Origin of the sequence: Pseudomonas syringae pv. tomato str. DC3000 (genome assembly GCF_000007805.1) — a bacterium.
Classification (GTDB): Bacteria; Pseudomonadota; Gammaproteobacteria; order Pseudomonadales; family Pseudomonadaceae; genus Aquipseudomonas; species Aquipseudomonas avellanae.
The window spans coordinates 5,112,672-5,138,987 of sequence record NC_004578.1 but is presented as its reverse complement, the minus strand read 5'-3'; the positions used below and the strand labels follow the sequence as shown (position 1 = coordinate 5,138,987).

Annotated in this window: 22 protein-coding genes and 1 pseudogene; 14 read left to right on the top strand and 9 right to left on the bottom strand. The window is 58.6% G+C overall.

Features of this window, described 5'->3' with window-relative positions; all coding sequences use genetic code 11:
- Nucleotides 1-18 precede the first annotated feature (18 nt).
- The 4 genes from PSPTO_RS23545 (at nt 19) to PSPTO_RS23530 (ending at nt 3,757) form a co-directional block, all read left to right on the top strand.
- Nucleotides 19-1,404 (top strand): MFS transporter, encoded by a 1,386-nt coding sequence (locus PSPTO_RS23545; RefSeq protein WP_005769363.1) that lies wholly within the window; start codon nt 19-21, stop codon nt 1,402-1,404.
- A gap of 10 nt (nt 1,405-1,414) precedes the next feature.
- Nucleotides 1,415-2,968 (top strand): galactarate dehydratase, encoded by a 1,554-nt coding sequence (gene garD / locus PSPTO_RS23540; RefSeq protein WP_011105052.1) that lies wholly within the window; start codon nt 1,415-1,417, stop codon nt 2,966-2,968.
- Between the two features lie 166 nt (nt 2,969-3,134).
- Nucleotides 3,135-3,374: a PLD nuclease N-terminal domain-containing protein gene (locus PSPTO_RS23535; RefSeq protein ID WP_011105051.1), complete on the top strand. Its 240-nt coding sequence runs from the start codon at nt 3,135-3,137 to the stop codon at nt 3,372-3,374.
- Between the two features lie 188 nt (nt 3,375-3,562).
- A complete protein-coding gene (locus tag PSPTO_RS23530; protein ID WP_046463392.1) occupies nt 3,563-3,757 on the top strand; it encodes a hypothetical protein in 195 nt (64 codons plus the stop codon).
- Nucleotides 3,758-4,002: 245 nt separating this feature from the next.
- Here the strand turns inward: PSPTO_RS23530 and PSPTO_RS30335 are convergent, their stop codons facing one another.
- The 7 genes from PSPTO_RS30335 to PSPTO_RS23500 form a co-directional block, all read right to left on the bottom strand.
- The gene (locus tag PSPTO_RS30335) at nt 4,003-4,203 is read right to left on the bottom strand and encodes a hypothetical protein (RefSeq protein WP_007243742.1); all 201 of its coding nucleotides are present in this window, start codon (nt 4,201-4,203) and stop codon (nt 4,003-4,005) included.
- A gap of 224 nt (nt 4,204-4,427) precedes the next feature.
- A complete protein-coding gene (locus tag PSPTO_RS23525; RefSeq protein ID WP_046463393.1) occupies nt 4,428-5,213 on the bottom strand; it encodes a sulfite exporter TauE/SafE family protein in 786 nt (261 codons plus the stop codon).
- Between the two features lie 91 nt (nt 5,214-5,304).
- Complete coding sequence (locus tag PSPTO_RS23520) at nt 5,305-7,128, bottom strand: sensor domain-containing phosphodiesterase (RefSeq protein ID WP_011105049.1); 1,824 nt, start codon at nt 7,126-7,128, stop codon at nt 5,305-5,307.
- A 364-nt stretch (nt 7,129-7,492) separates the two neighbouring features.
- Nucleotides 7,493-7,993 (bottom strand): GAF domain-containing protein, encoded by a 501-nt coding sequence (locus tag PSPTO_RS23515; protein ID WP_003379656.1) that lies wholly within the window; start codon nt 7,991-7,993, stop codon nt 7,493-7,495.
- 243 nt (nt 7,994-8,236) lie between these two features.
- On the bottom strand, nt 8,237-9,862 hold the full coding sequence (locus PSPTO_RS23510; protein WP_011105048.1) for a methyl-accepting chemotaxis protein: 1,626 nt from the start codon (nt 9,860-9,862) through the stop codon (nt 8,237-8,239).
- Between the two features lie 256 nt (nt 9,863-10,118).
- Nucleotides 10,119-11,060, bottom strand: a complete 942-nt coding sequence (locus PSPTO_RS23505; protein WP_046463396.1) for a proline iminopeptidase-family hydrolase — start codon at nt 11,058-11,060, stop codon at nt 10,119-10,121.
- A gap of 103 nt (nt 11,061-11,163) precedes the next feature.
- Nucleotides 11,164-11,928 (bottom strand): LuxR family transcriptional regulator, encoded by a 765-nt coding sequence (locus PSPTO_RS23500; RefSeq protein WP_011105046.1) that lies wholly within the window; start codon nt 11,926-11,928, stop codon nt 11,164-11,166.
- A 338-nt stretch (nt 11,929-12,266) separates the two neighbouring features.
- On the opposite strand from PSPTO_RS23500, the gene PSPTO_RS23495 reads away from it, so the two are divergent.
- From PSPTO_RS23495 to PSPTO_RS30550, 7 genes are all read left to right on the top strand, one after another.
- Complete coding sequence (locus tag PSPTO_RS23495; protein ID WP_005769341.1) at nt 12,267-13,214, top strand: ABC transporter permease; 948 nt, start codon at nt 12,267-12,269, stop codon at nt 13,212-13,214.
- A complete protein-coding gene (locus tag PSPTO_RS23490; protein WP_011105045.1) occupies nt 13,211-14,074 on the top strand; it encodes an ABC transporter permease in 864 nt (287 codons plus the stop codon). The genes PSPTO_RS23495 and PSPTO_RS23490 overlap by 4 nt, the downstream gene beginning before the upstream one ends.
- Nucleotides 14,071-15,075: an ABC transporter ATP-binding protein gene (locus PSPTO_RS23485; protein ID WP_011105044.1), complete on the top strand. Its 1,005-nt coding sequence runs from the start codon at nt 14,071-14,073 to the stop codon at nt 15,073-15,075. Before PSPTO_RS23490 ends, PSPTO_RS23485 begins: the two co-directional genes overlap by 4 nt.
- Nucleotides 15,072-16,052 carry an ABC transporter ATP-binding protein gene (locus tag PSPTO_RS23480; protein ID WP_011105043.1) on the top strand — a complete coding sequence of 327 codons (981 nt, stop codon included), beginning with the start codon at nt 15,072-15,074 and terminating at the stop codon, nt 16,050-16,052. Before PSPTO_RS23485 ends, PSPTO_RS23480 begins: the two co-directional genes overlap by 4 nt.
- 49 nt (nt 16,053-16,101) lie before the next feature.
- Nucleotides 16,102-17,616, top strand: coding sequence for an ABC transporter substrate-binding protein (locus tag PSPTO_RS23475; RefSeq protein WP_007243735.1), 1,515 nt, complete (start codon nt 16,102-16,104; stop codon nt 17,614-17,616).
- A gap of 157 nt (nt 17,617-17,773) precedes the next feature.
- Nucleotides 17,774-18,952 carry a Na+/H+ antiporter NhaA gene (gene nhaA, locus PSPTO_RS23470; protein WP_011105042.1) on the top strand — a complete coding sequence of 393 codons (1,179 nt, stop codon included), beginning with the start codon at nt 17,774-17,776 and terminating at the stop codon, nt 18,950-18,952.
- Nucleotides 18,953-19,403: 451 nt separating this feature from the next.
- Entirely contained in the window at nt 19,404-20,708 is a 1,305-nt protein-coding gene (locus PSPTO_RS30550; protein ID WP_007243732.1) for a methyl-accepting chemotaxis protein, read from the top strand.
- 78 nt (nt 20,709-20,786) lie between these two features.
- Here the strand turns inward: PSPTO_RS30550 and katG are convergent, their stop codons facing one another.
- A complete protein-coding gene (katG, locus tag PSPTO_RS23460) occupies nt 20,787-23,057 on the bottom strand; it encodes a catalase/peroxidase HPI (protein WP_011105040.1) in 2,271 nt (756 codons plus the stop codon).
- 405 nt (nt 23,058-23,462) lie between these two features.
- On the opposite strand from katG, the pseudogene PSPTO_RS23455 reads away from it, so the two are divergent.
- Nucleotides 23,463-23,555, top strand: a pseudogene (locus PSPTO_RS23455) (GCN5 family acetyltransferase); the annotation flags it as partial.
- A gap of 72 nt (nt 23,556-23,627) precedes the next feature.
- Here PSPTO_RS23455 and PSPTO_RS23450 read toward each other — a convergent pair.
- Entirely contained in the window at nt 23,628-24,116 is a 489-nt protein-coding gene (locus tag PSPTO_RS23450) for a hypothetical protein (protein WP_011105039.1), read from the bottom strand.
- Nucleotides 24,117-24,308: 192 nt separating this feature from the next.
- On the opposite strand from PSPTO_RS23450, the gene PSPTO_RS23445 reads away from it, so the two are divergent.
- Nucleotides 24,309-25,301 (top strand): helix-turn-helix domain-containing protein, encoded by a 993-nt coding sequence (locus tag PSPTO_RS23445; RefSeq protein WP_046463394.1) that lies wholly within the window; start codon nt 24,309-24,311, stop codon nt 25,299-25,301.
- Between the two features lie 68 nt (nt 25,302-25,369).
- A complete protein-coding gene (locus tag PSPTO_RS23440; RefSeq protein ID WP_011105037.1) occupies nt 25,370-26,302 on the top strand; it encodes a SphA family protein in 933 nt (310 codons plus the stop codon).
- Nucleotides 26,303-26,316: the final 14 nt, after the last annotated feature.

The window sequence follows — 26,316 nt, the reverse complement described above, 5'->3', positions numbered from 1 at the left end:
ATCAGTGGGAGCTCTACCATGCAAAAGTCCAAGCCGACGCACGTCCGCTATTTGATTTTGTTGATGCTGTTTCTGGTCACCACGATCAACTACGCCGACCGTGCCACCATCGCAATCGCTGGTTCCAGCATCCAGAAAGACCTCGGCATCAGTGCTGTTACTCTGGGTTATATCTTCTCTGCATTCGGCTGGGCCTACGTGGCCGGTCAGATTCCCGGTGGCTGGCTGCTCGACCGGTTCGGGTCGAAAAAAGTCTACGCCATGAGCATTTTCACCTGGTCGCTGTTCACCTTGCTGCAGGGCTATGTGGGCGAGTTCGGTGTCTCCACGGCGATCGTTGCGCTGTTCATGCTGCGCTTTCTTGTCGGGCTGGCCGAAGCGCCTTCCTTCCCGGGTAACGCGCGCATCGTGGCCGCCTGGTTTCCCACCGCTGAGCGCGGTACAGCTTCGGCGATTTTCAACTCGGCGCAGTACTTTGCCACCGTGCTGTTCGCACCGCTGATGGGCTGGATCGTTTACACCTACGGCTGGCAGCACGTGTTCGTGGTCATGGGCGCGATCGGTATCGTGTTCTCGATGATCTGGATGAAGGTCATTTATGGCCCGCGCAATCACCCGATGATCAACGAGGCCGAGTTCGAGCACATCTCCAGCAATGGTGCGCTGGTCGATCTGGATCAGGACAAGGGCAAAGGCAAGGAAAAAGCCGCCAGCAGCGGACCGAAGTGGGACTACATTCGCCAGTTGCTGACCAACCGCATGATGCTCGGCATCTACCTGAGCCAGTACTGCATCAACGGTATTACCTACTTCTTCCTGACCTGGTTCCCGGTGTACCTGGTTCAGGAGCGCGGCATGACCATCCTCAAGGCTGGCATCATCGCCTCCCTGCCAGCCATCTGCGGCTTCATCGGTGGCGTACTGGGCGGGGTCATTTCCGACTACTTGCTGCGCAAAGGCCACTCGCTGACCTTCGCCCGCAAGGCACCGATCATCGGCGGCCTGCTGCTCTCGACCTCGATCGTGACCTGCAACTATGTGGACGTGGAATGGGTGGTCGTGGGCTTCATGGCCCTGGCATTCTTCGGCAAAGGCGTGGGCGCACTGGGCTGGGCTGTGATGTCCGATGTTTCGCCCAAGCAGATTGCCGGTTTGAGTGGCGGCCTGTTCAACACCTTCGGTAACGTTGCATCGATCACCACCCCGATCGTGATTGGTTACATCATCAGCAGCACCGGCTCGTTCAAATGGGCGCTGGTGTTCGTGGGCGCCAATGCGCTGCTGGCAGTGATCAGTTACATTTTCATCGTGGGTGAAATCAAGCGTGTGGAATTGAAAGAGCCGCCTGCCAAGGGGCCATTGCTGAACGACTCGGTCAGCGACCTTTCCGAAGCAAAATCCTGAGGAAACCGTGATGAACCTGATTCAACATGCCGACTCTCCGCGCTACATCCGGCTGCACCCGCTGGATAACGTCGTGGTCGTGGTCAACGACCAGGGTGTACCGGCCGGAACCGAATTCGACAACGGCCTGGTGACGGTCGATAACGTGCCGCAGAGCCACAAGGTCAGCACCGTTGACCTGGCCGTGGGCGAGGCCATTATTCGTTATGGTCACACCATCGGTTACGCGCTGCAGCCGATACCGCGTGGCAGTTGGGTCAGGGAAGACCAGTTGCGCATGCCGTCTGCGCCTGCGCTCGACAGCTTGCCAATGTCCGATGCGGTGCCCGAGAAACAGGCAGCGCTGGAGGGTTATACCTTCGAGGGCTACCGCAACGCCGACGGCACGGTGGGCACCCGCAACATTCTGGGGATCACCACCACCGTGCAGTGCGTGACCGGCGTGCTGGACCATGCAGTCAAACGCATTCGTGACGAACTGCTGCCCAAATACCCTAACGTCGATGACGTAGTGGCCCTGACCCACAGCTACGGCTGCGGCGTGGCCATTACCGCCACCGACGCTTACATTCCGATCCGTACCGTGCGCAATCTGGCGCGCAACCCGAACCTGGGTGGCGAGGCGCTGGTGATCGGCCTGGGCTGCGAGAAATTGCAGGCCGGGCAGGTCATGCATGAGGACGACAGCTCGGTGGACCTGAGCGAGCCGTGGTTGTATCGGCTTCAGGATTCCAGCCACGGCTTCAACGAAATGATCGAGCAGATCATGGAACTGGCCGAGACGCGCCTCAAGAAACTGGATGTGCGTCGCCGCGAAACGGTTCCGGCCTCCGAGCTGATTCTGGGCATGCAGTGCGGCGGCAGTGATGCGTTCTCCGGCATTACCGCCAACCCGGCGCTGGGCTATGCCTCGGATCTGCTGTTGCGTGCAGGGGCGACGGTGATGTTTTCCGAAGTGACCGAGGTGCGCGATGCCATTTACTTGCTGACCTCCCGCGCGCAGGATCAGGACGTCGCGCAGGCGCTGGTACGGGAAATGGACTGGTACGACCGTTACCTGGCCAAAGGTGAGGCGGATCGCAGCGCCAACACCACGCCCGGCAACAAGAAGGGCGGGTTGTCGAACATTGTCGAGAAGTCCCTGGGGTCGATCGTCAAATCCGGCAGCAGCGCCATCAATGGCGTGCTTGGCCCGGGGGAGCGCGTCAACAGCAAGGGTTTGATCTTCTGCGCCACGCCCGCCAGTGACTTTGTCTGCGGTACGCTGCAACTGGCCGCCGGGATGAACCTGCACGTGTTCACCACCGGGCGCGGCACTCCGTATGGTCTGGCGATGGCGCCGGTGGTGAAGGTCTCGACCCGCACCGAACTGGCCCAGCGCTGGCCTGACCTGATCGATATCGACGCCGGACGCATCGCCACGGGGCGTGCGAGCATCGAAGATCTCGGCTGGGAGCTGTTTCACTTCTACCTGGATGTGGCCAGCGGCAAGAAAAAGACCTGGACCGAGCACTACCGTTTGCACAACGACATCACCCTGTTCAACCCGGCACCGATCACCTGACAGTGTGTGGCGTGGAGCGTCACCAAATGCACTCTTGCGCTCTGCGTCCTCTCTCGAAAAGGATGCACAATCCGAAAGATTCTCTGAACTTTAGGCCGCTCTCAGGCCTCTTCTACTGTAGGGCAGCCGATCTGGCTGCCTTCGTTGAAGGTGCAGGAGATTTCAAATGGGTTGGATATCGGAAAATCATTTGTGGTGGTTCGCATTGCTGACTGCTCTGGTCGTGCTTTCGGACATTTGGGCCGTCATGCGCGTTCGCAAGAGCAAGACAGAGTCCAGCAACAAGTTGATGTGGATCATCGTGATCGTCGCTGTGCCTGTGTTCGGCGTATTAGCGCTCATCCTCGCTGGACCGCGTCACGTAGACACGCCTGCCAAGCCTGAGCAGCAAAGCACCAAATACTGACACCCCCGCCTTCCAGAAATACCCCGCCGACGGCGTGGGTATTTCTCTTGTTGATCACCCGTTGCTCTCCCCCCGACTCTTTGTTCACAAAGATGCACTGTCGGCTGGCAAAAATAAAAATCTCTGCAATTCTTCTGCAATGGTGAGGTGTTTACATACTCGCCATCCAGACCCGGAAGGAGAGAGCCATGTCGATCATTACAAAGTGGATGTTGCAGACAATTGCGCTGTTTATGCTGGGCTGGATGGCAACCGTGACCGCGAGCTGGAGTAATAATGTCGCCAGCGGCACGAGCAATGACCGTCTGGCAGAGCTGAGCGCTGGCGTATTGAGCAGCCCGGCGGTGACTGTGGCCACTTCCAGAAACCTGCAAAGCGAATAATCAGACCTGTGTTTGCAGGCGGCAATGCAGCGCTTTTCTGCAGGCAAAAAAATGGCCCACAACGGGGTGGGCCAAATGGGATTCATCAAAGGAGTAGGGCTAATTTACCCATCCAGACGTGAAGAGGATGTGAAAGGGATGTGATGGAAACGAGAACTGTTCCAATGCTTGAAAGCACGTGATGCCGGGATAAAACAGCGCCGCCAGCCAGGTGACCACGCTGCTTTTGTTGATTCAGGGGGGGCTTAGCGGGCCATCGCACTTGCGCTTGGTTCGGGGGCTGCGCGCCGTGCCAGATGCGGCAATGAATGAGGGGCATCCATTCTGGACTTCATGCGATCTGCAAACTCGCGGGCTTCCTGCCAGCTCCTGCACTTGACCGGGTAATCACCCAGTTTTACAACCCAATCAGCTCCGTATACACCTTCTTCAATTCGGATAAGCATTGTTGGCATCTCCTGTCAGCGAGGGTAAGTCTGTGCCGGGTTATCGGCGCGTAAGCAGACGGACGAAATCCTGCGCCGAAAACCGGTGTTGAGCTACAAAAAATTACAATTCCCGATGAATGCGATCTATGTGCAGCAGAACACCTGCGGCAGGCGGTTCCAAGGCTGTGTGCACGCACCAAGCCTGACGCATGAATGTGACAGGCTGATGGAGGGGAGGGCGATCAGAACGCCAGCTTGAAGCCGATCATGCCCAGCATGATGGCCAGGAAGGGCCGCAACAGGTCATCGGAGACACGGCCGGCCATGTGGCTGCCCAGATAGATACCTGGCAGCGAGCCCATCAGCAGCCAGCCGAGCAATTCCCAGTTCATGTTGCCCATGCTCGCATGGCCCAGGCCTGCGACCAGCGTGAGGGGCACGGCGTGTGCGATCTCGGTACCCACCAGGCGGCGTGTCGGCAACAACGGGTAGAGAATGAACAGCGCCACAGTGCCCAATGCCCCGGCACCAATCGATGTCAGTGCGACCATGGTGCCGAGGATCAGGCCGGTGACAACAGTCAACATCGTCAGGCTGGTGCCACTGAAAAACGATTGTCCATCGCCACGACCGTGGGCGAACGCCAGCAGCTTTTTCTTGAACAGCACGGCCAGAGCGGTCAGTAACAGCACATAACCCAAGGCTTGCTTGATGATCGCGTTCAAGGCGTCGGGTGCAGTGTGCAAGGTACTCAGAAACCACAGCGTCAGCAGCACCGCCGGTACGCTGCCCAGTGTCAGCAGGCCGGTGACTTTCCAGTCGATGTTGTCATTTTTGCGGTGTACCAGAACCCCGCCGGATTTGGTGATTGCCGCATACAGCAGGTCGGTGCCGACTGCCGTTGCCGGGTTGATACCGAACCATAAAAGAATGGGCGTCATCAGTGAGCCGCCACCGACTCCGGTCATACCCACGATAAAACCGACTACCAGCCCCGCCACTACAAACCCAAGTCCACCCGCTTCCATAACCAACCCTGTCAAACAAACGTATCAGGCAAAAAGTGGCGGGCAGCATAACGGCTTGTGTTCAAAACGGTTATGAAGAAGTGATCTAAGGTTATAACCGTTTGTCGCGGATGACGGCCGCTTCGGCCGCTTCTGTGACACTTTGCAGGCGGCGGTCCGGGCCGAGCCAGCCCAGCACGGCGTCGGCTTCCATGGGTTTGGCAATCAGGTAGCCCTGGCCTTCGTCACAACCCCACTGCTTGACCAGCCGACGAATTTCATCGGTCTCGATGCCTTCGGCCACCACGCAATAGCCGAGCTTCTTGGCCAGCCCGATCAATGCCTTGACCAGACGCTGATCAGTCTTGTCGGAGGCCAGGTTACGAATCAGCGACTGGTCAAGCTTGACCGTGGTCGCGGGCAGTTGCCGCAGGTAATTCCAGTTGCTGTAGCCCGTGCCGAAGTCGTCAATCGCCACATCCATGCCCATCTGCCGCATGCGCTCCAGCTGATGACGCACTTCGGCAGGGTTGTGCATCAATGCGCCTTCGGTGAATTCCAGCTCGAAGCGCGTGGGGTCTATCTTGTGCTGACCCAACAGCCGCACCATCCGGTCGGTAAACGCCGGGCCGGTGAGGTCCTCGGGGGTCACGTTGATGGCAATACGGAAATGGAAGCCCTGTTGCTGCCACCGGGCTGCCTGCTCAATGGCGCTCGTCAATACCCACAGACTCAACGGGCGCATCAGTGCGGTCTTCTCGGCCAGCGGCACGAACTCGGCAGGCCCGATGGGGCCGAGCGTCGGGTGATTCCAGCGCAGCAAGGCTTCCACCGACGTGCACAGGCCGGTCTCCAGGTCGATACGCGGTTGATAGACCAGGCGCAACTGATCATGCGAGTGCACCGCGCTGGTCAATGAGCTGAGCAGCTTGAACGCGCGTTGCTGAGCAGCATCGAAGTGCGGCTCGTATATCGCCCAGCCAAGGTCGCGGTCGCGTGCGTCGTCGGCGGCGCTGATGACCATACGCATCCAGTCCTGCTCTTCGTTAGGGTCGCGGTTCAGGGTCACAACCCCGAGCCCGACCTGCATCTGCACCGGAATGCCCCGGCACTCGACTGGCGTCTCAAAGTCTTCGAGGATGGTGCGAAACAGGTGTTCAGGCGGACGGTCTCCAGGCAGCAGAAAGCCGAAACGGGTCGGCCCGACCTTGTACAGCGAGCAAGTCCTCGGCAACAGACTCTCTATGCGCTCCTTGATCGCCGTCACCAGGTCCTGAGAGAAATCGTAACCCAGCGCCTTGACGATGTCGTTTAAGAACGCCGAGGTAATCATGTCCACCACGACCAGTTGATAATCAACGCTCGATGCCAGCGCCTCATGAATGTCTTCCTGCAGGCGCGAGCGGTTGAACAGGCCGGTAGGCTGGTCGATGAAGCAACTGAGTCGCAGGCTGACAATGCGCTTCATGACCAGCGAGGCGAAACGCTTGAGCATCTGCGTCTGGTGCTCGCTCATCGGCTCACGCGGCTTGGTGTCGATCACGCACAGGCTGCCCAGGGCAAGGCCGTCGTCGGTGATCAGCGGAGCACCTGCGTAATAGCGGATGTCGGGATGGCCGGTCACCAGGCTGTTGTTCATGAACCGCTCATCGAGCGTCGCATCGGGGATTTCGAACAGCGTGTCGGAGAGGATTGTGTAGGCGCAGAACGACACGTTGCGCGGTGTCTCCCGCGCACTGAGACCCACTCTGGCGCGGAACCACTGGCGATGTTCATCGACGATCGAGACCAGGGCAATGGGCGTCTGGAAAAACTCGGCGGTCATCGCGACGATCTCGTCGAACACCTCGTCGGAGGTGTCTTCAAGTACGCACAGCTCCTGAATACGCAGCAGACGTTGCGTTTCATTCAGGGGAATGGGGGCACTGGCGTTCATAAAGATTCTCGATGGGTGTACGATGATGCCTCTTTGACATCACTAAGCTCACTTTAACAGACGAAAAGATTTCGACTACAGCCGCGAGATACAGAGTGATCGGCCGCAGACGCTGATTTCTTAATGCAGTCAGTCTTGCAACCCTTACAAACAAAGGCTTTGGCCCTTTAGTTACGGCGATTTTCCGGGTTTGCCATTCGTCGTTAAGTAGTAAAAATATATTTCATAATCGATGGCGGCGCTGAAATGCGCAGTTAACGAGGTTGGCACGGGGACGGGTTGAAGGCCGTATGTGAGGATCGGGAGGGCGAGGCGCGCAGGTGAGTCATGGGGCGGCATGTGCGCCCCCGAAATGTGGCGCGGGTTAAACGGTGAGTTCCTGCATTTCCTGCAGTTGGTAGTGCGCGTAAAGCGTGCTGGCAATCAGCGTGCAGAACACTTTCAGGGTGTCGAGCGTATCGGCGTCGTCGAGCTGCTTGGGCAACTGGTCCAGGCCGCACAGCGTGCCAAAGAAATCGCCATTGGGAAAAATGATCGGCAGCGAAAAATAGCTCTGAAACCCATAGAGTTTCGGAATGGGGTGCTCGGCATACACCGGATCGGTGGCCAGTTCGTTGATCACAATGGGTTGCCGGTGCTGGCGCAACTCGTTGCACAGCGTGGTTTCCAGCTTGAGCTGGTGACCCGCTTCCAGTCCGAACTGGATTTCGTCGTAAACAGCACACGCAGTCCAGCTGCTCTCGGTTACTTTCGCAATCGCCGCAAATCGCAGCCCGGTCAGCCGGGTTACCAGCCTGAGAAGGCTGGAAGTGGCTTCGATCTCACTAATGACTGCGAGCTCTGCCGAAGTCAGGTTGTTGTTCAAAATGTGTCACCCTGGTCATAAAAGCACTGATGCAGCCTTGGCAGTACGCCTGTCGCTGCCGATCTGGCGCAGGCACTGATCCTGCCATACCTGATCGTGGCTTACATGAAATATCGTCGTTATCCTTGGGTAACTATTTAATGGGTTAAACGCATCTGTCAACTTTCATGAACTTGTTCAGGGCAGGTGTCTTGGCAAAAACGCACTTTTCAAAGAGCCTTGTCCCTGCGCAAGGCTCGGTAATCACGTCTTGAAGCGCAGTACCAGATCGTTCAGGTTGACGGCCAGCTGCGACAGTTCGTTACTGGCCACCAGCGTCTGGCGAGTACCTTCACTGCTCTGCACGGCCAGGTCACGGATGCTGACCAGGCTGCGGTCTACGTCACGGGCCACATGCGCCTGTTGTTCTGATGCCGTGGCAATCTGCAGGTTGCGGTTGTTGATCTCCAGCACCGAATCGGTGATCTGACGCAGCGATTCGCCCGCACCTTCGGCTGTCTTGCGCGTGCTGTGAACTTCCTGTGTGCTCTTTTGCATGGACTCCACGGTCGCGGACGAACCGGCCTGAATCGCCGAAATCATCTGCTCTATTTCCTGCGTGGAGGTTTGCGTGCGATGCGCCAGTGCCCGCACTTCGTCCGCCACCACGGCAAAGCCGCGACCCTGCTCGCCGGCACGGGCCGCTTCGATCGCCGCGTTGAGCGCCAGCAGGTTGGTCTGTTCTGCAATGCCGCGAATCACGCTCAATACTTTGCTGATGTCCTGCGCCTGGCCGGCGAGTGCCGTGACCTGCTCCGATGAGCCTTCGACCAGCCCGGTGAGCTTTTGCATGGCGCTCAGGGTTTCAGTCACACGCTGGTTGCCCAGGTCGGCGGAAAGGCTCGACTGCCTGGCGGCCTCGGACGTGGACGTAGCGTTACGAGCAACTTCTTCCACGGCGGCACTCATTTCGTTTACTGCGGTGGCCGCCTGTTCGATCTCGCTGTTCTGTTGTTGCAAGGTCCGGTCTGCACTTTCAGTGATCGAGGTCATCTCGACAGCGGCAGTGCTGAGTTGCGCAGAGGCGCCGGAGATTTCGTGAATGGTGCTGCGCAGGTTTCCCGACATCGTGTTCAGTGCGTTCATCAGCCGTGATGCTTCGTCGCTGCCGACAACGCTCAACTGCCGGGTCAGGTCGCCTGCGGCGATGTCTTCGGCCAGCTTCAGCGAGACGCTGATCGGATCGACAATGCTGCGGGTCAGGGCTATTGCCAGCACCACCGTCAGCAGCGATGCTGCAATGACAACAGTCAGTAATACGTTGACGCTGTGGTTATAAACCGCCGTGGCATCTTTACCGGAGCTTACGGCTTCCTCGGCATTTTGCTCGCGCAGGGTGGTGAGTTTTTCCTGATAGGCGTTGGCGCGCTCGACCTGCTCTGCGTTCGCAAAGGAAAGGGCTTTTTCATGATCGGAACTGTCCATGGCGATGATCTGTTTCACGCCGTCGATGTAGGCCCCCATCTTGCTGTTGGCGTCTTCGAATTGCGCCAGGTCGGTCGCACCTGAAATCAGATTTTTCCGATAGAACTCGCTGCTTGAGCGAAGCGCCTCGATCGCTTCCCGAGCTTTTGCCTCCGCTGTGCTGTGCACGGCGGGGTCGGTACTGGCGAGCATTCTGATGCTTTCCAGCCGGGCGTGAAGCAGAGCGATCTGGATGTCATCGACGACCTGAATGCTGGGCAACGAATTCTCTTCGATGTTCTGCTCGGCCGTGCGCAGTTGGTCGATCTGCACATAGGAAAATCCTCCCAGGCCGATCAACAGTACGGTGATGATGCCGAAGCACAAGGAGGCCCGGCGCGAAATGTTTAACGATCTAAGATTCATGGTTGCCTCCGGCGGCAAAACAGGCAGAAGGTGAATACGTACCTTCCAATACCTGTTTTTCTGCCGAAGTGGGTAGAGCTTTAACGGGTTGCGATGAAGGTTATTTCATGATGAGCGACATATTTCAATTTTTTGTTTTTAATCAATGGCTTGGTGCTGATGTATAGGGTGTTTCTGTTTCCTGTAACAGTGCTGGAAAAGGCTGGTCGCGGGAAACTAAAGTATTCCCGCTTACTGCACGGCGGTGCGCCATTGATCATCCAAAACGGGCTTTGACGCCTGGCAACGCTTTGCCTGAGGTGGCGACCTCGTCAAGAAAATCTGCCACGCGGCCCATGCATGCCATGCGTTCTTCTACGTGGGGCATGTGGCTGGATTCCTGGAAAACCGACTGGCGAACGTCAGGGATGTTATCTACGTAAGGTTGAATCACCAGTGGAGTGGCCTCGTCGTAAAACCCTGAAATCACCAGGGTCGGGACGTTGATGTTCGACAGGCGGTCGACAATGCTCCAGTCTTTCATCGTGCCGATAACGTGAAATTCGGTGGGGCCGTTCATCGCGCGATACACCGTCGGATCTTCGTCGATCTGGTGGAATGTACGTTCTACCTCAACTGGCCAGGGCGTGATGCGGCAGACATGGCGGTCGTAGAATACCCGAGACGCTGTCAGGTACGCCGGGTCAGTCAAAGTGCCTGCCTCTTCGTGCTTGAGTAACGTGGCCTGAACGTCGTCGGGCAGCTCCTCGCGCAGGCGATTGGCTTCGCTGACCCACGTGTGCATGTCTGCGGGCGAGTTGGCGATGATCAGTGCCTGCAGGCCTGTCGGCTGAAGTACGGCGTGTTCCGACGCCAGCATGCCACCCCAGGATTGACCCAGCAGCGCGTAGTCGTCGGCGATCTCCAGATACTCAAGCAGGTTGTCCAGCTCGCTCAGGAACAGATCGACTGTCCAGAACTCGCTGCCCATGTCCGGCAGATGGGTCGACTTTCCGTTGCCCAGTTGATCGTAGTGGATCACCGCGCGACCGGTATTGGCGATGTCCTTGAACGAGTCCACGTAATCATGGGTACAGCCAGGGCCGCCGTGCAGGATGACCAGCGGTGTGCCGCCGCCACGCAGGTCGCCGGTGATGCGATACCACGTTTGATAGTCGCCAAAGGGCGCAAAACCTTCCTTGATCGTCATGTCTGCCATATCTGCCATGTCGGCGGTCCCTGCTGGATAGTTCGGGGCACCTTAGCGCTGTGCGCGGCATTTAATAACTATAGAAAGTAATAGGTTTTGGCCAATAAACCGGTCAGTGGTCGAGTAAACGGTAGTGAACGGCACGTACCACCGCCTGAACTCGGTTTTTGGCGCCCAGTTTCTGCATGGCCGAATTCAGATGCAGTGTGACGGTCGCGACCGAGCGGTTGAGTTGGTCGGCGATTTCTCTGGCCGTCAGGCCTTCTGCCGACCAGCTCAGGCACTCGCGTTCACGCCGGGTCAGCTTGATGGCGTTGCAGGAACGCATCTTCTGGTCAAACAGCGGGTAGGCGACTTCCTGAAACGCATGAGCCAGCAGGCCGAATTCCGCCAGGCTCTGCCGGGCATCTTCCAGTGCCACATCGCTGCTGTCAGAACACAAGCCTGTCAGGGTCGCAAAACCGCCCTTGGGCATGTGAATGGGCACGGTCAGGCCACACGTCATGTGTGAATCGTGCAGATAACGCACCACCGGCTTGTGCATGTCAGTGAGGAAGGTTTGCAGCACCGTCTCGGCTCTGGGCTGATAGGACCATACGAAAGGCGAGACGCTGGCGACGGCCAGGTGTTGCACCGGATCTATCTGGTAATAACCCTGACTGCACCAAAGCGCATGCCAGTCGGCGGGCGTGTTGCGCAATGACAGCAACGACGGGGTAATCAGTGCTCCATCATGGGACACGGGCACCGGGCTGTAATCGTAAATCACAGCATCGAACCCCATATCCGATGCCAGCAGCAGGGCGCAATCCATTTGCTGATCCAGCGTAGATGCCGATTGCAGACGCGAATTGAAATCCGACAACCTGATATGCATGGCATGACCTCCTTTGTCATTGAACCAATCTGGGGTCTTAATATAGCAATTAGCAAGGACAGTGCCACGCTTGCGTCCAATCGGCTGTCAGTCCTGTAAAACCTATAAGAATTGCTAGATGTCTGCCGTCGCGCTGCACGGTAGGGTTGATGTCATGAGCCATGGCCGCAAAGGTGCAGTGTGATGAGGGATGAGAGTGGGCCAGGTGAGCAAAAAACGATCAAATTCGACGAATGGCGAATGTTCGACTACAACTTCGCCTTGCCCTTTTGCGTGGAAAGGGCTGCGGCGTACTTTCCGGTTCTGCTGAAACTTCTGTCACAGCATCGGGGCGTCTGATGAATCCGGGTCGTTATCGCTTCATCCTCCAGCGTCCGCTGCAACTGCTGCCCGTGCTGTTCGGCATCAGCCTGGTGACCTTCATTCTGGTGCGTTCGATCCCCGGTGATCCGGCGCGCATCCTGCTGGGTGCCCGTTCCACACCGGACGCACTGGCCAATATCCGCGCCCAGTACGGCCTGGATCAGCCGATGTGGACGCAGTACCTGTACTTCATGAAAAACCTGTTTCAGGGTGATATGGGCAAGTCGCTGCTGTACAAGATCGACGTGCTCAAGCTGATCGGTACACGCCTGGAACCGACATTATTTCTGGTGATCGGCAGCGTTCTGCTGGCCTTGCTCATTGCTGTGCCACTGGCGACGGTCGCTGCGCGCAACAAAGGCAGTTGGGGCGATAACCTGATACGCGTTTTCACCACCACCGGGCTGGGCATGCCGGCGTTCTGGCTGGGCATCATGCTGATCCTGCTGTTCAGTGTGCGGCTTGACTGGTTTCCGGTGTCGGGCTACGGCAGCGACTGGCTGGACAAGCTGCATCACATGGTGCTGCCGTGCCTGACCATCGCCCTTGCGCTGTCTGCCGTGCTGGTCCGCAACCTGCGCGCCAGCATGCTCATGGAGCTGCAAGCCGATCACGTCACGGCAGCACGGGCACGCGGGGTCAGTGAAGGCGCGCTGTTTCGCCGTCACGTGCTGCCTAACTCGCTGGTGCCCTCGATCAACCTGCTGGCAGTGAATATCGGCTGGCTTATCAGCGGCACGGTGGTTATCGAAAGCCTGTTTGCCATCCCCGGCATCGGTCAGTTGTTGGTGCGCGGCATTTTCAGTCGCGATTACATGGTGGTGCAGGGTGTGGCGATGGTGCTGGCCTGTGCCACGGTGATCGTCAACTTCCTCGCCGATGTGGCCACGGTCGCGATAGACCCGCGGGTGAACATCAAATGAGCGTCGCTCAGGCTCATCTTCGTCCGCAGTGGCGTTCGCGACTGCGTCTGCGCTTGCGCAATGGCCGGCTGGCGATGCTCTCGGGTGGTGCGCTGCTTGGCGTGTGGTTGCTGCTGGCACTCTTCGCCCCTTGGCTGGCACCCTACGATCCGATTTATCAGAACACCGAACTGCGCCTGCTCGCGCCACACCTCGCACACCCGTTCGGCACCGACAATTTTGGCCGCGATATTCTGTCCAGAGTGATCTGGGCGGCGCGCGTCGACCTGCAGATCTGCGTGATCGGGGTGGTGTTCCCGTTCATGATCGGCACCTTTGTCGGTGCATTATCGGGCTATATCGGTGGCCGATTCGACAACCTGTGTATGCGCCTCATCGACATCGTTCTGGCGTTCCCGTTTCTGGTCTTGATGCTGGCGATCATCGCCATTCTCGGGCCGGGCCTGAGCAGCTTTTACATCGCCATGGCGCTGGTGGGCTGGGTGTCTTATGCGCGGCTTATTCGCTCACAGATTCTGGTCCTCAAGGAAAGCGATTTCGCCCTGGCGGCCAAGAGCCTGGGCTTTGGTCACCTGCGTATTCTGTTTCGCCATCTGCTGCCCAACGCGATGTTCGGCTCGATTGTGTTTTCCATGTCCGATGCGGTGCTGGTGTTGCTCAGTGGCGCGTCGGTCAGCTACCTGGGCCTGGGCGTGCAACCGCCGTTGGCCGAGTGGGGCACGATGGTTGCCGAGGGGCAGGCGTTTCTGACCTCGGCCTGGTGGATCTGCACCTTTCCAGGCCTCGCCATCGTGACACTGGCCATGGGCTTCAGCCTGCTGGCCGACGGCGTGGCCGAAACACTGGGAGAGCGTCGATGAGTACGCCGGTGCTGAAAGTCAGCGAGATGAGTGTGGTAGCCAGCAATGTGGCCAGGCATCGTGGCCGTGAGGTGACGCTGGTCGATCGCTTGTCGTTCGACCTGCATCAGGGCGAGATTCTCGGGCTGGTCGGCGAAAGCGGCTCCGGCAAGACCATGGCCTGCCGGGCACTGATGCAATTGATGCCGTCGCCGGACCTGCAGGTGCGTGGCGGCTCGGTGCTACTCGACGACGTTGATCTGCTGAAACTCGATGCAGCCGGAATGCGCGCCATGCGCGGACGCCGGATCGGCATGATTTTCCAGAACCCAAGCGGCCATCTGGACCCTTTGATGCGTATCGGCGAGCAGATCGCCGAGGGCTTTCGGCTGCATCAGGGCTCATCGAAGCGCGAAGCGCGGGCCCAGGCGATTGACCTGCTGCGTCAGGTCGGCATTCCTGATCCGGCTTCGCGTGTGGATAACTTTCCCCACGAGTTTTCCGGCGGCATGCGCCAGCGGGCGATGATTGCCGTCGCCCTGGGCTGCGGCCCGCAGGTGTTGATCGCCGACGAACCGACCACCGCGCTGGACGTGACCGTGCAGGCGCAGATTCTGCGTCTGCTGCTGGACTTGCGTGATCGTCACGGGCTGTCGTTGATCATGATCACCCACGACCTTGGCGTGGTGGCGCAAACCTGCGACTCCATTGCTGTGATGTACGCCGGTCGCCTGTGCGAACACGGCAGCAAGCGCGATGTGCTGGCCCGCGCCAGACACCCATACACCCACGGCCTGATCGAGTGCCAGCCCGCCAGCAGCGCGGGCAGCGGCCTGTTGCGCACCATTCCCGGCCAGCCGCCTTTGCTCGACGCGCTGCCCAGCGGCTGCCGCTTCCATGCGCGCTGTGGCCATGCCGGCCAAGGCTGCGCCGAAACGCTGCCGCTGATGCGCCCGATGGGCGTTGCGCATGCTGCGGCGTGTCACTATCCGCTGGCAGACAGGCAAGGAGCGCTTTCATGAGCGGCCCCAGCCTGTTGAACGTCAACGATCTGGTCGTACGCTTTGCAGCGCCCGGCTCGGGTTTCACGGGCCTGAACAAGCGCTGGGTCCATGCCGTCAACGGTGTGTCACTGAGCATTTCAGCGGGCGAAACGCTGGGCCTGGTCGGCGAGTCGGGCAGCGGCAAGAGCACCTTGGGCCGCGCGATTCTGCGCCTGAACGACATTACCTCAGGGCAAATCGTCTTCGACGATGTTGACGTGGCGCAGGGCAGCGGCATCAATTTACAGCGTCTGCGCAGTGAAACGGCGATGGTCTTTCAGGACCCGTCTTCCTCGCTCAACCCGCGCATGACCGTCGGTGCCACGCTGGCCGAGGTGCTTAAAGTGCAGCGCAAGGTCGCGGCATCCGACATTCCTGCGCGGGTCATCGAGTTACTCGACATGGTCGGCCTGCGCGCCGAGTTTGCCGAGCGCAAGCCCGGTGCATTGAGCGGCGGGCAGTGTCAGCGTGTCGGCATTGCCCGCGCACTGGCCATCGAGCCGCGGCTGATCATTGCCGACGAATGCGTGGCAGCGCTGGACGTGTCGATTCAGGGGCAGATCATCAACCTGCTGCTGGAACTGCGTGAACGCATGAACCTGGCGATTCTGTTCATCGCCCACGACCTGGCCATTGTGCGGCGGCTGTGCGACCGGGTGGCGGTGATGTATCTGGGCAAGATCGTTGAAGAAGGCCCGGTCGAAGCCGTCTTTCTCAGGCCGCGCCATCCCTACACCGCTGCGCTGATCCAGGCGATCCCGGAGATTGATCCGGATCGCCCATTGCCCAGCGAGCCGTTGCAGGGCGAGCCGCCAAGCCCCCTGCATCTGCCTGATGGCTGCGCGTTTCATCCGCGCTGCCGTTTTGCCCGGCCCACCTGTTGCAGCGTTGCGCCGCCGACCCGCTATGTCGGTGAACAACGCTATGACTGCGTACTCGATGCGCCCGTTTTTTGATCCGACTGACAACAACATTTGTCCCGACACCGGCAAGGAGTTCATGTGTATGAAAGCTCGACCAATGAAAATGCTGACCGTCGCTATGTTGGCGGCCTGTTCCCTGGCAGCGGGTGTGGCAGAAGCCGCGGGCGTGCTGACCATCGGCCGTCGTGAAGACGGCACCACCTTCGACCCGATCAAAAGCGCGCAGAACATCGACAACTGGGTATTTTCCAACGTCTACGACGTGCTGATCCGGGTGGACGACAAAGGCACCAAGCTGTTGCCGGGGCTGGCGGAAAGCTGGTCGATCTCGCCTGATGGCCTGACCTATACGCTGAAGATGCGTGAGGCGAAGTTCTCTGATGGTTCTGAGCTGACCGCCAGTGATGCGGTGTTCAGCCTGCTGCGAATTCGCGACGATAAAGGCTCGCTGTGGAGCGATTCCTACAAGATCATCGACAAAGTCGTCGCGACCGATCCGCATACACTGGTCATCACGCTGAAAAATCCTTCAGCTTCGTTCCTCTCGCAATTGGCCTTGCCAAACGTCTCGATCCTCTCCGAGAAGGCCATGAAAACCCTGGGCGAAGAGGCTTACGCCGAAAAGCCTGTCAGCTCCGGCGCCTTCACGGTGAAAGAATGGCGGCGTGGTGACCGGGTGATTCTGGCCAGAAACCCCAACTTCTGGGAGGCGCCGAGCGTCAGCCTGGATGGTGTCGAGTGGATCTCGGTACCGGATGACAACACGCGCGTACTGATGGTCCAGAAGGGCGAGCTGGACGCCGCGATTCTGGTGCCCTTCTCTCGGATCGAAAATCTGAAGAAGAACCCTGATCTGGTGGTGCATCTGGACCCGTCCACCCGCGAAGATCACTTGTTGATCAACCACGAACACGGCGCGCTGGCCAAGCCGGAAGTACGCCAGGCACTGGACATGGCCATCGACAAGAAATCGCTGATTGATGCCGCCACTTTCGGGCAGGGTACGGTGGCCAATTCCTACATCCCCAAAGGTGCGCTGTATCATTACGCCGATAATCTGCAACGCCCCTACGACCCGGTCAAAGCCAAAAAGATGCTGGCCGATGCCGGTGCCTCTGACCTGAAACTCAACTATGTGGTCAATGCGGGCAACGAAGTCGATGAGCAGATCTCGGTCATGCTTCAGCAGCAACTGGCCAAGGTCGGCGTGACCACGACGCTGCAGAAGGTTGATCCGAGCCAGAGCTGGCAGATGCTGATCGACGGTGATTACGATATTTCCGTGATGTACTGGACTAACGACATTCTCGACCCGGACCAGAAAACCACGTTCGTGCTCGGTCACGACACCAACAATAACTACATGACCCGTTACAAGAACGAGAAGGTCAAGGAACTGGTCGCTGCTGCGCGGGTGGAAATGGACCCCAAAAAGCGTGAGCAGATGTACATCGACCTGCAGAAAATGGCCAAAGCCGACGTCAACTGGATCGACCTGTACTACAGCCCTTACATCAGTGTTTCACGCAAGAACATCGAGCACTTCGGTCAGAACCCGCTGGGCCGATTCACCCTTGAAGAAACCGTCAAGAAGTGAGGCGGGCAGGGCTCTCTGCTGATTGGCCAGAGCCCTGATTCTTCGAGCGATGACTGGCGTGTGCGTTAATTTGTATCCTCAGGTTTACCTGCGCTTCGACAGGCTCTGCGAGTGGTAAAGTTGCGGCCTTTTTTCGCTGTACCCCGCGGAGCCCCTCATGCACAACCCCACCCCCCGTACCGAATCCCCGAACGCGCTGGCGTTCATCAAGCGCTTTTTCGCCGCCGAAGCCGCTGGCGGTCTGATTTTGATGGCGGCTGCACTGGCTGCCCTGATCGTCGCCAATTCGCCGTTGGCTGACAGCTATTTTGCAGCGCTGCACACCGTGCTCGCCGGCATGTCGGTAGAGCACTGGATCAACGACGGCCTGATGGCAATCTTCTTCATGCTGGTGGGCCTTGAGATCAAACGCGAAATGCTGGCAGGCCAGCTTGCGTCCTGGAGTCAGCGCGCCTTGCCGGGCTTTGCGGCGCTGGGTGGCATGGTGGTGCCGGCGTTGATCTACGTGGCATTCAACTGGGGCCAGCCAGAAACCATCGGCGGTTGGGCCATCCCGGCTGCGACCGACATCGCCTTTGCCCTGGGTGTGCTTTCTCTGCTCGGCAAACGCGTACCGTTGTCCCTGAAAATCTTCCTGTCGGCATTGGCGATTCTCGATGACCTCGGCGCGGTATTGATCATCGCGCTGTTCTACACCAGTGATCTGTCCATCCCCATGCTGCTGGCGGCGCTGGGCTCCATCGCCGTACTCGTGGCGCTGAACCGTCTGGGCGTTAAAAAGCTGTTGCCGTACCTGCTCATCGGCGCGCTGCTATGGTTTTTCATGCTCCAGTCCGGCATTCACGCCACCCTTGCAGGTGTGGCCCTGGCGCTGTGCATTCCGCTCGGCAAAGCTGATGAAGAAGCCAGCTCGCCACTGCTTCATCTGGAAGAGAAACTGCACCCGTGGGTCGCTTTTGCTGTGGTACCGATCTTCGGGTTCGCCAATGCGGGCGTGTCGCTGGCCGGTATCACCGTCGACAAACTGGTAGACCCGGTGCCGCTGGGCGTCGCGCTGGGGTTGTTGATCGGCAAACAGGTCGGCATCTTCGCCCTTGCGGCACTGGCCATCCGCGCCGGCCTGGCACGCTTGCCTGACGGCAGTAATTGGGGTCAGCTTTACGGCGTCGCGGCACTGTGCGGGATCGGTTTCACCATGAGCCTGTTCATCGGCGCACTGGCCTTCCCGGGCGCGCCGGCACTGGTGGACGAGGTCAAGGTGGGCGTGTTGATCGGGTCGGTGTTTTCGGCGTTGTTGGGGGTGGTGGTGTTGCGCAGGTTTGGGGCGCGGGGGTGAGCGTAGGGAATGGTAATCTCAACTCATATAGCCAGGGGGCATCGGTAAATGTTGAAACTGATAAGTCAGCGCAATTGCGCGCCATCGCTTGAGGACCCGAAACACGATGTGTATGCATTCAGTGTCGATACATCCGGGACCGATAAGCCGTTCTGTTTTGAACAGTCAATTACTGGCGGGCACGCTGAGCGGGGTGGCTGCATATTCCTGAACCTGGCCGAACTTGAGCAATGTCCCGGCGATTGGCGAGTTCATCTGGAGAAGTCCGGTTGCGGGTGGGTAGCGGAGTTGATGGCGGAGGCGCAAACCGATCAGCAGGCCGTGAAGTTGATTCTGGATCGAGTGTCCACCCTCTGATCACAATCTGACATACAGAAACCGCACGGCATGTCGATAAAGAACTGACATGCCAGGGACTCGGCAAATCTGACTTATTTTGAGAGTCCACTGTATGCTCCATTTATTCCGCCCGCGTCGCGACAGAAAAGCCCTTCACCAACTTATTGCCTCGCTCAACGGTTCTGGCGAGCCGGTTGTAAGAGGCTGCGCAGAAGAAAACACCGTACTTGAATGCTGGCGTTCGCTGAGCAGCCAGCGCCGTATGAACGAACAGCGTATTGCCGAGCTTGAGCAAGAGCTTGAAACCGCCCGCCATCTTCTCGGCGAGGCTTCCGCGTCGGCGACTGCTTACGAAACACGGTTTGATCTGGTCAACCGCGCTTCCAGTGAAGGTCTCTGGGACATGGAGGTGGTTGCGGGTGATCCGGTCAACCCGAACAATCGATTCTGGTGGTCTCAGCAACTGCGTTCGCTTCTGGGCTTCAATGACGAGCGAGACTTCCCCAACGTGCTGGCCAGCTGGGCCGACCGGCTTCATCCGCAGGATAAACAGGCCACGCTGGACGCCTTTGCCAAGCACCTCAACGACCGCTCGGGTAACACGCCGTATCGGATCAAGAATCGCCTGGCCATGAAGAACGGCACGTATCGCTGGTTCTACGCCCAGGGTGAAACATTACGAGACGCTCGTGGCACGCCCTTGCGTGTCGCCGGCTCCCTTCGTGATATTCACGATGAGCTTGAGCGTGACCTCGAACATGACGTGATCATTACCCGCTTCGAACTGGCCCGCGAAATGCTCTCCGACGGTCTGTGGGACATGGAAGTGATTGCGGGTGATCCGGTCAATGCCAGAAACCCTTTCTGGTGGTCGCCGCAGTTCAGACGTCTGCTTGGTTTTGAAACAGTCGAAGAGTTTCCTGACGTGCTGGACAGCTGGGCATCACGGCTGCACCCGGAAGACAAGGAAAGAAGCCTGACGGCCTTCGGCACCCATTTGAATGATCGCTCGGGCAAGACACCTTTCGATATCGAATACCGTTTAAAAATGAAAACCGGCGAGTACCGCTGGTTTCGCGCACGCGGTCAGACCCGCCGAACCCCGGAAGGTACGCCGCTGAGGGTGGTAGGGGCATTGGTGGATGTGCATTTGAAGCATGAGCAAGATGCCCTCCGGGAAACCGAAGCTCATCATCAGAAAAATCTGGAAGAGAACATCGCCCAGCTTACTCAGATTGTGGGCACCATCCAGAGCATCGCCAGCCAGACAAACCTGCTGGCGCTCAATGCGGCCATTGAAGCGGCACGTGCCGGTGAGGCAGGGCGGGGCTTTGCGGTTGTGGCCGATGAGGTGCGCAAGCTGGCCACCAGAACCACCGAAGCCACGGAGCAGGCAGCCAGCATGATGAGCCGCTGACGGCGCGCCGATCAGTGCGCAAAAAAAACGCCTCCACAGGGGAGGCGTTATTTTTGTACTCAAAACACAGCTAGCGCATCAAGCGAGGTCGAAACGGTCCAGGTTCATTACCTTGGTCCAGACGGCCACGAAGTCTTTGACAAACCTTTCTTGCGCATCCGCGCTGCCGTACACCTCGGAAATCGCACGCAGTTGAGCGTGTGAACCGAACACCAGATCGACACGAGAGCCGGTCCACTTCACTTCGCCGGTCTTGCGGTCACGTGCTTCAAAGGTGTCGTTGGCACCCGAAGTCGCTTTCCACTCGACAGCCATGTCCAACAGGTTCTTGAAGAAGTCGTTGGTCAGGGTTTCCGGCTTGTCGGTGAACACACCGTGCTTGCTCTGCCCGACGTTGATATTCAAGACCCGCAAGCCGCCCAGCAGCACAGTCATCTCTGGCGCAGTCAAGGTCAGCAGTTGCGCCTTGTCGACCAGCAGCGACTCGGCCGATACCTTGTAACGCCCTTTCTGATAGTTGCGGAAGCCATCGGCGATCGGCTCAAGGAAGCTGAACGACTCGACATCTGTCTGCTCTTGAGACGCATCGGCCCGGCCCGCTGTGAACGGAACCGTTACCTGCTGACCTGCGTTCTTCGCCGCCTGCTCGACGCCTGCACTACCGGCCAGCACGATCAGGTCGGCAATGGACACTTTCTTGCCGTTCGATTGAGCTGCGTTGAACTCGCTCTGAATACTTTCAAGCGTACTCAGCACGTTCGCCAGTTGTGCAGGCTGGTTGACCGCCCAGTCCTTCTGCGGCGCAAGACGCAGACGCCCGCCATTGGCACCGCCGCGCTTGTCAGAGCCGCGGAAGGTGGAAGCTGCCGCCCATGCGGTTGAAACCAGTTGTGACACCGAAAGCCCCGAGTCGAGAATCTTGCCCTTGAGCGCGGCAACATCCTGATCATCCACCAGCGGATGAGTGACGTCTGGAATCGGGTCCTGCCACAACAGCTCTTCGGTCGGTGTTTCCGGGCCGAGGTAGCGGGCCAGTGGGCCCATGTCGCGGTGAGTCAGCTTGAACCAGGCACGTGCGAACGCGTCGGCCAGTTGCTCGGGGTTGGCCAGGAAGCGGCGAGAAATCTGCTCGTAGGCCGGGTCGAAACGCAGCGCCAGGTCAGAGGTCAGCATGCTCGGTGCATGGCGTTTGCTCGGGTCGTGGGCATCCGGAATCTTGCCAGCGCCAGCGCCGTTTTTAGGCGTCCACTGATGCGCGCCGGCCGGGCTCTTGGTCAGTTCCCAATCGAAGGCAAAGAGGTTTTCCAGGTACTCGTTGCTCCATTGGGTAGGCGTCGAGGTCCAGGTCACTTCCAGGCCACTGGTGATGGTGTCGCCACCTTTACCGGTGCCAAATTTGTTGCTCCAGCCAAAGCCCTGTTGCTCAAGACCCGCTGCTTCCGGCTCTGGACCCACGTTGTCGGCCGGGCCGGCACCGTGAGTCTTGCCGAAGGCGTGACCACCGGCGATCAGCGCCACGGTCTCTTCGTCATTCATGGCCATGCGGCCGAAGGTTTCGCGGATATCCCTCGCCGAAGCGACAGGGTCCGGCACGCCTTCAGGGCCTTCCGGGTTCACATAGATCAAGCCCATCTGCACGGCGGCCAGCGGGTTTTCCAGATTACGTTCGCCACTGGCGGTGCGGCTTTCTTCGTTCGCGTGGTTCTCAGGCTCGGCCACCAGGGTGCCGTCGCCCGGCTGCTGCATTTTCTTCTGCGCGCCGTAGCGCTCTTCGCCACCCAGCCAGGTGGTTTCGGAACCCCAGTACACGTCTTCTTCCGGTTCCCAGACATCCGGGCGACCACCGGAAAAACCGAAGGTCTTGAAGCCCATGGACTCCAGCGCCACGTTACCGGTGAGCACGATCAGGTCGGCCCAGGAAATCTTGCGGCCGTACTTCTGCTTGACCGGCCAGATCAGGCGACGCGCCTTGTCCAGGCTGACGTTGTCAGGCCAGCTATTGAGCGGCGCAAACCGCTGCTGACCGGCGCCCGCGCCGCCACGACCATCACCGGTGCGGTAAGTACCGGCGCTGTGCCAGGCCATACGAATGAACAGCGGGCCGTAGTGGCCAAAATCCGCCGGCCACCAGTCCTGCGACCGGGTCATTACGTCGCGCAGGTCTTGCTTGACCGCTTCGAAGTCCAGGCTCTTGAACTCCTTGGCATAGTCAAAGTCCTCGCCCATCGGGTCGGAGAGCGAAGAATGCTGGTGCAAAATCTTCAGATTCAGCTGCTTGGGCCACCAGTCACGGTTGGTGGTGCCGCCGCCGGCAGCGTGGTTGAAGGGGCATTTCGATTCAGTTGACATGCTTGATACACCTTTTTGTCATTTGCATCCGGCCATCCAGCCCACTCGGGGGGCTTCAGACAGCGATGACGGAACTCAACAGCACGGGATTCATACCGGCAGCCCGATCAGCGATCGCGCCAGCTCTACAGATACGTCGCACAGCGATCATCAGATTACTGCGGTGCGAGCCCACAACGTGCACAGCGAACTTGAGCTCATTCTTATCTCCTTATCAGGGTAAAACCGCACGGCCTGCGCCGATGCATTCCTAGATTAGCCTTCTTGGTGAATATTTCTAATAGAAAGAACGTTAGAGGGTGATAGGCAGGCTCTGATAGCCAGGCTGTGAAAGCGTTGTCATGAGCGTAGCGAAGGGCTCTGCCAATCTGTTCGGCCTTTGAAACAGCAGGTTGAGCTTGCCCGATGACCACGATCCGCAGCATGACAATGGACGACTACGATGCAGTCATCGAACTGATGCGCAGCACGCCAGGCATCTCGATCCCCGAGGCGAACGACGATCACGCGCCCAGTGAGTAATGCCCGAAAAGCATGACTCAAGCAAGACGCGTGGGAAATTCAGGGGGGTTATTTCAAGGTGAACGAGTCTGCGCTGCATGCGCCGAGTGAGTTGGTATTATAGGTGCGCCAGTCGTCGATGCTCAGCATGCCAACGCGGATAGCCCCTTCGCCAAGGCTGTCGTTCAAATTCCTGATAGTCACCCACCGGACCGGCTTGTCACAAAAGCCGTTCTTGCCTTTGTTCAATGAGAAAAATTCATCGGCGTTCAGCACCTGATAGACGTCTCCGCCGAATTCAGTATTATCGCTGTTCTTCCATACGTCAGAATATTTAAGTTTCATTTCCCCTTTCAGTAGAGAAAATTGTGCAGACGTGCGAGAGAGTTTCATCGTGTCTCCCAGCGTTACCGATGTTCCGTTTGACAGCGCGTCATAGACACGAATGCTGTCCGTCGGCATCGCCTTCGTACTTGACTGGGCGATGGCGCCATGGGCCAAGAGTGTACACAGCGAAGCTGCGGTAAATAAGTTTGTTAAAAGCCTATAGCCTGTCATGGACGTACCTCTTTAACGACGCTGGTGTGTATACGAGTAACATCCGAATTATAAGCTTCGGCCATGGAATATTCTCCATCCGAGAAAGGAGAGCCGCCACTCTGGACACAAATCCCACAAGCCCTGTGCAACCGGAATGAAACTTGCCTCCACCTGTCCTGTGACCTTGAAACGTATTTAAGGGCAAGGCCGATGAATCACAATAATATGGCGATAAACCCTGCTTCGAACCAAGCGGCAGCACTGCCTCATCTAGGGCGTTTTCAAACCTGCGACATCGACGAGCACGGTCGTAACCTCAGCGGCTGGCAGGTTCGGTACGATCAAGTGACGCCCGGTGGCTTTGAAGGCGAACTGACGGAGTTTCGCTCGGACTGGCTGCAACTGGTCCGCGACCGCTCTAATCAGGCCTTGGTCAAGAGTGGCATGGCCTGGAAGGGGGCGATTATTTTTGCGCTGCCGTTGAGCGCCAACGGTCCGGCTTTCTGCGCCGGGCACACGCTTCAGGAGCCCAGCCTGATCGTCGCGCATGGCGAGAATCTTCCGGAATTGAGTACGCCGCTGCAACTGGATGCCCTGGGGGTGGCGATCGAAGAGGGTGCCCTGGCTCATGCGCTGGAGCGTCAGGGCAGTCGTTTTGAAATTACCGATCTTCCCAAGTGTTACCGTTTGGCCGATCCAACGGTTCGCACGAGGTTCGCTGCGTTGTTCGATAACCTGTTGAATGGTGAGCAGGCGTGCTTGCAGAAGCTTGAGTACGATTCGATCCGGCGGGGCATTCGCGATGCTGTGATGTTGCAGGTACTGGAGCTGGTGGCGCCTGATGAGGCGCCGCCGCTCAACCCCACGGCGCGCAAGAAAATGGTGGATCGGGCCCGAGATTATGCCTTGGCGCATCTGGACGAACCACTGTCCATCCTCGATGTGTGCAATCACATCGGCACCAGTCGCCGCAAACTGCAGTACTGTTTTCAGGAGACGCTGGGCATCAACCCTGTGGCCTTTCTGCGCACGTTGCGCCTCAACGCAGCGAGGCGTGAGTTGCGCGAAAGCAGCCGGGTCGAACTCGTACAGACGGTCGCCGCGCGCTGGGGTTTCTGGCACCTGAGCCGGTTTTCCAGTGACTACCGGACGCTGTTCGGGGAAACACCCTCGCAGACGTTACAGCGCACGCATCTTTGCTGAAAACGGATAACGGCACACAGCATGACTCAATAGCATAGCCCCACCACCTTCGTGGTCAGGGGCATGCGATGAGTCATAACAATAATTCCAAAATCAGACGCTTCACTTTCTTGACGCTCGGCCTGATGAGCCTTGGTGCTACGGTTCAGGCAACCGAAAACGGCGCACCCACTACGTCTTTCGGCGTTTACGATTTCGGCGCTGGCATGCTGCCTGCGTCGACGCCCGTGGGCACATTGGGAATGCGTGTAGCGTTCTATTCGGCCAATGTGCAAAAAGACCGCCACGGTCGCTCGCTGGACAACAATTTTTCGCTGGACGTTCTGTCCATCGGCGTCGCGTACTTTCGCATGACCGATTACAGAATACTGGGCGCGCGCTATGGCTACAGCGTTGCATTACCGTTCTTCCAGATGGATGGCTCTTTTCGGGTGCAGACGCCTGGCGGCCCGCTGGACCTGAAGGCGGATCCGTTCAGGATGGCCGACATTTCAGTGTCGCCGCTCATTCTGCAATGGGACCTTTCGCCCAACCTGTTCGTGAACGCGCGGATGCAGGTTCAGGCGCCCACCGGCGACTACGACAAGAGTCGTGTGTTCTCGCCGGGGGTGAATCACTGGACGTTTTCTCCCACTTTCAACGCGACCTATATCACCGACAGCGGCTTTGAAGTGTCCAGCAGTTTTCAGACGGACTTCAACACCCGCAACCCTGCGACCGACTACAAGAACGGCGTCGAATACCGTCACGAGTTCGCCGTGGGCCAGCACGCAGGGCCTTTCACGCTGGGGCTGGGCGGGTTCTATTACCGGCAATTCTCCGATGACGATGCGCCCGGGCTGCAAACCGGCAACCGCGCCCGAGTAGTCGCTGCCGGCCCCGCGATCAGCTACTTCACGCCTGGCATGCCAGCGGCGTGGTTTCACCTCTACAAGGAGTTCGATGCGCGCAACCGTTCCGAGGGTTACACCGTGGCGTTACGTGTGGGCCACAGTTTTTAAGGCGATTGCGAGAT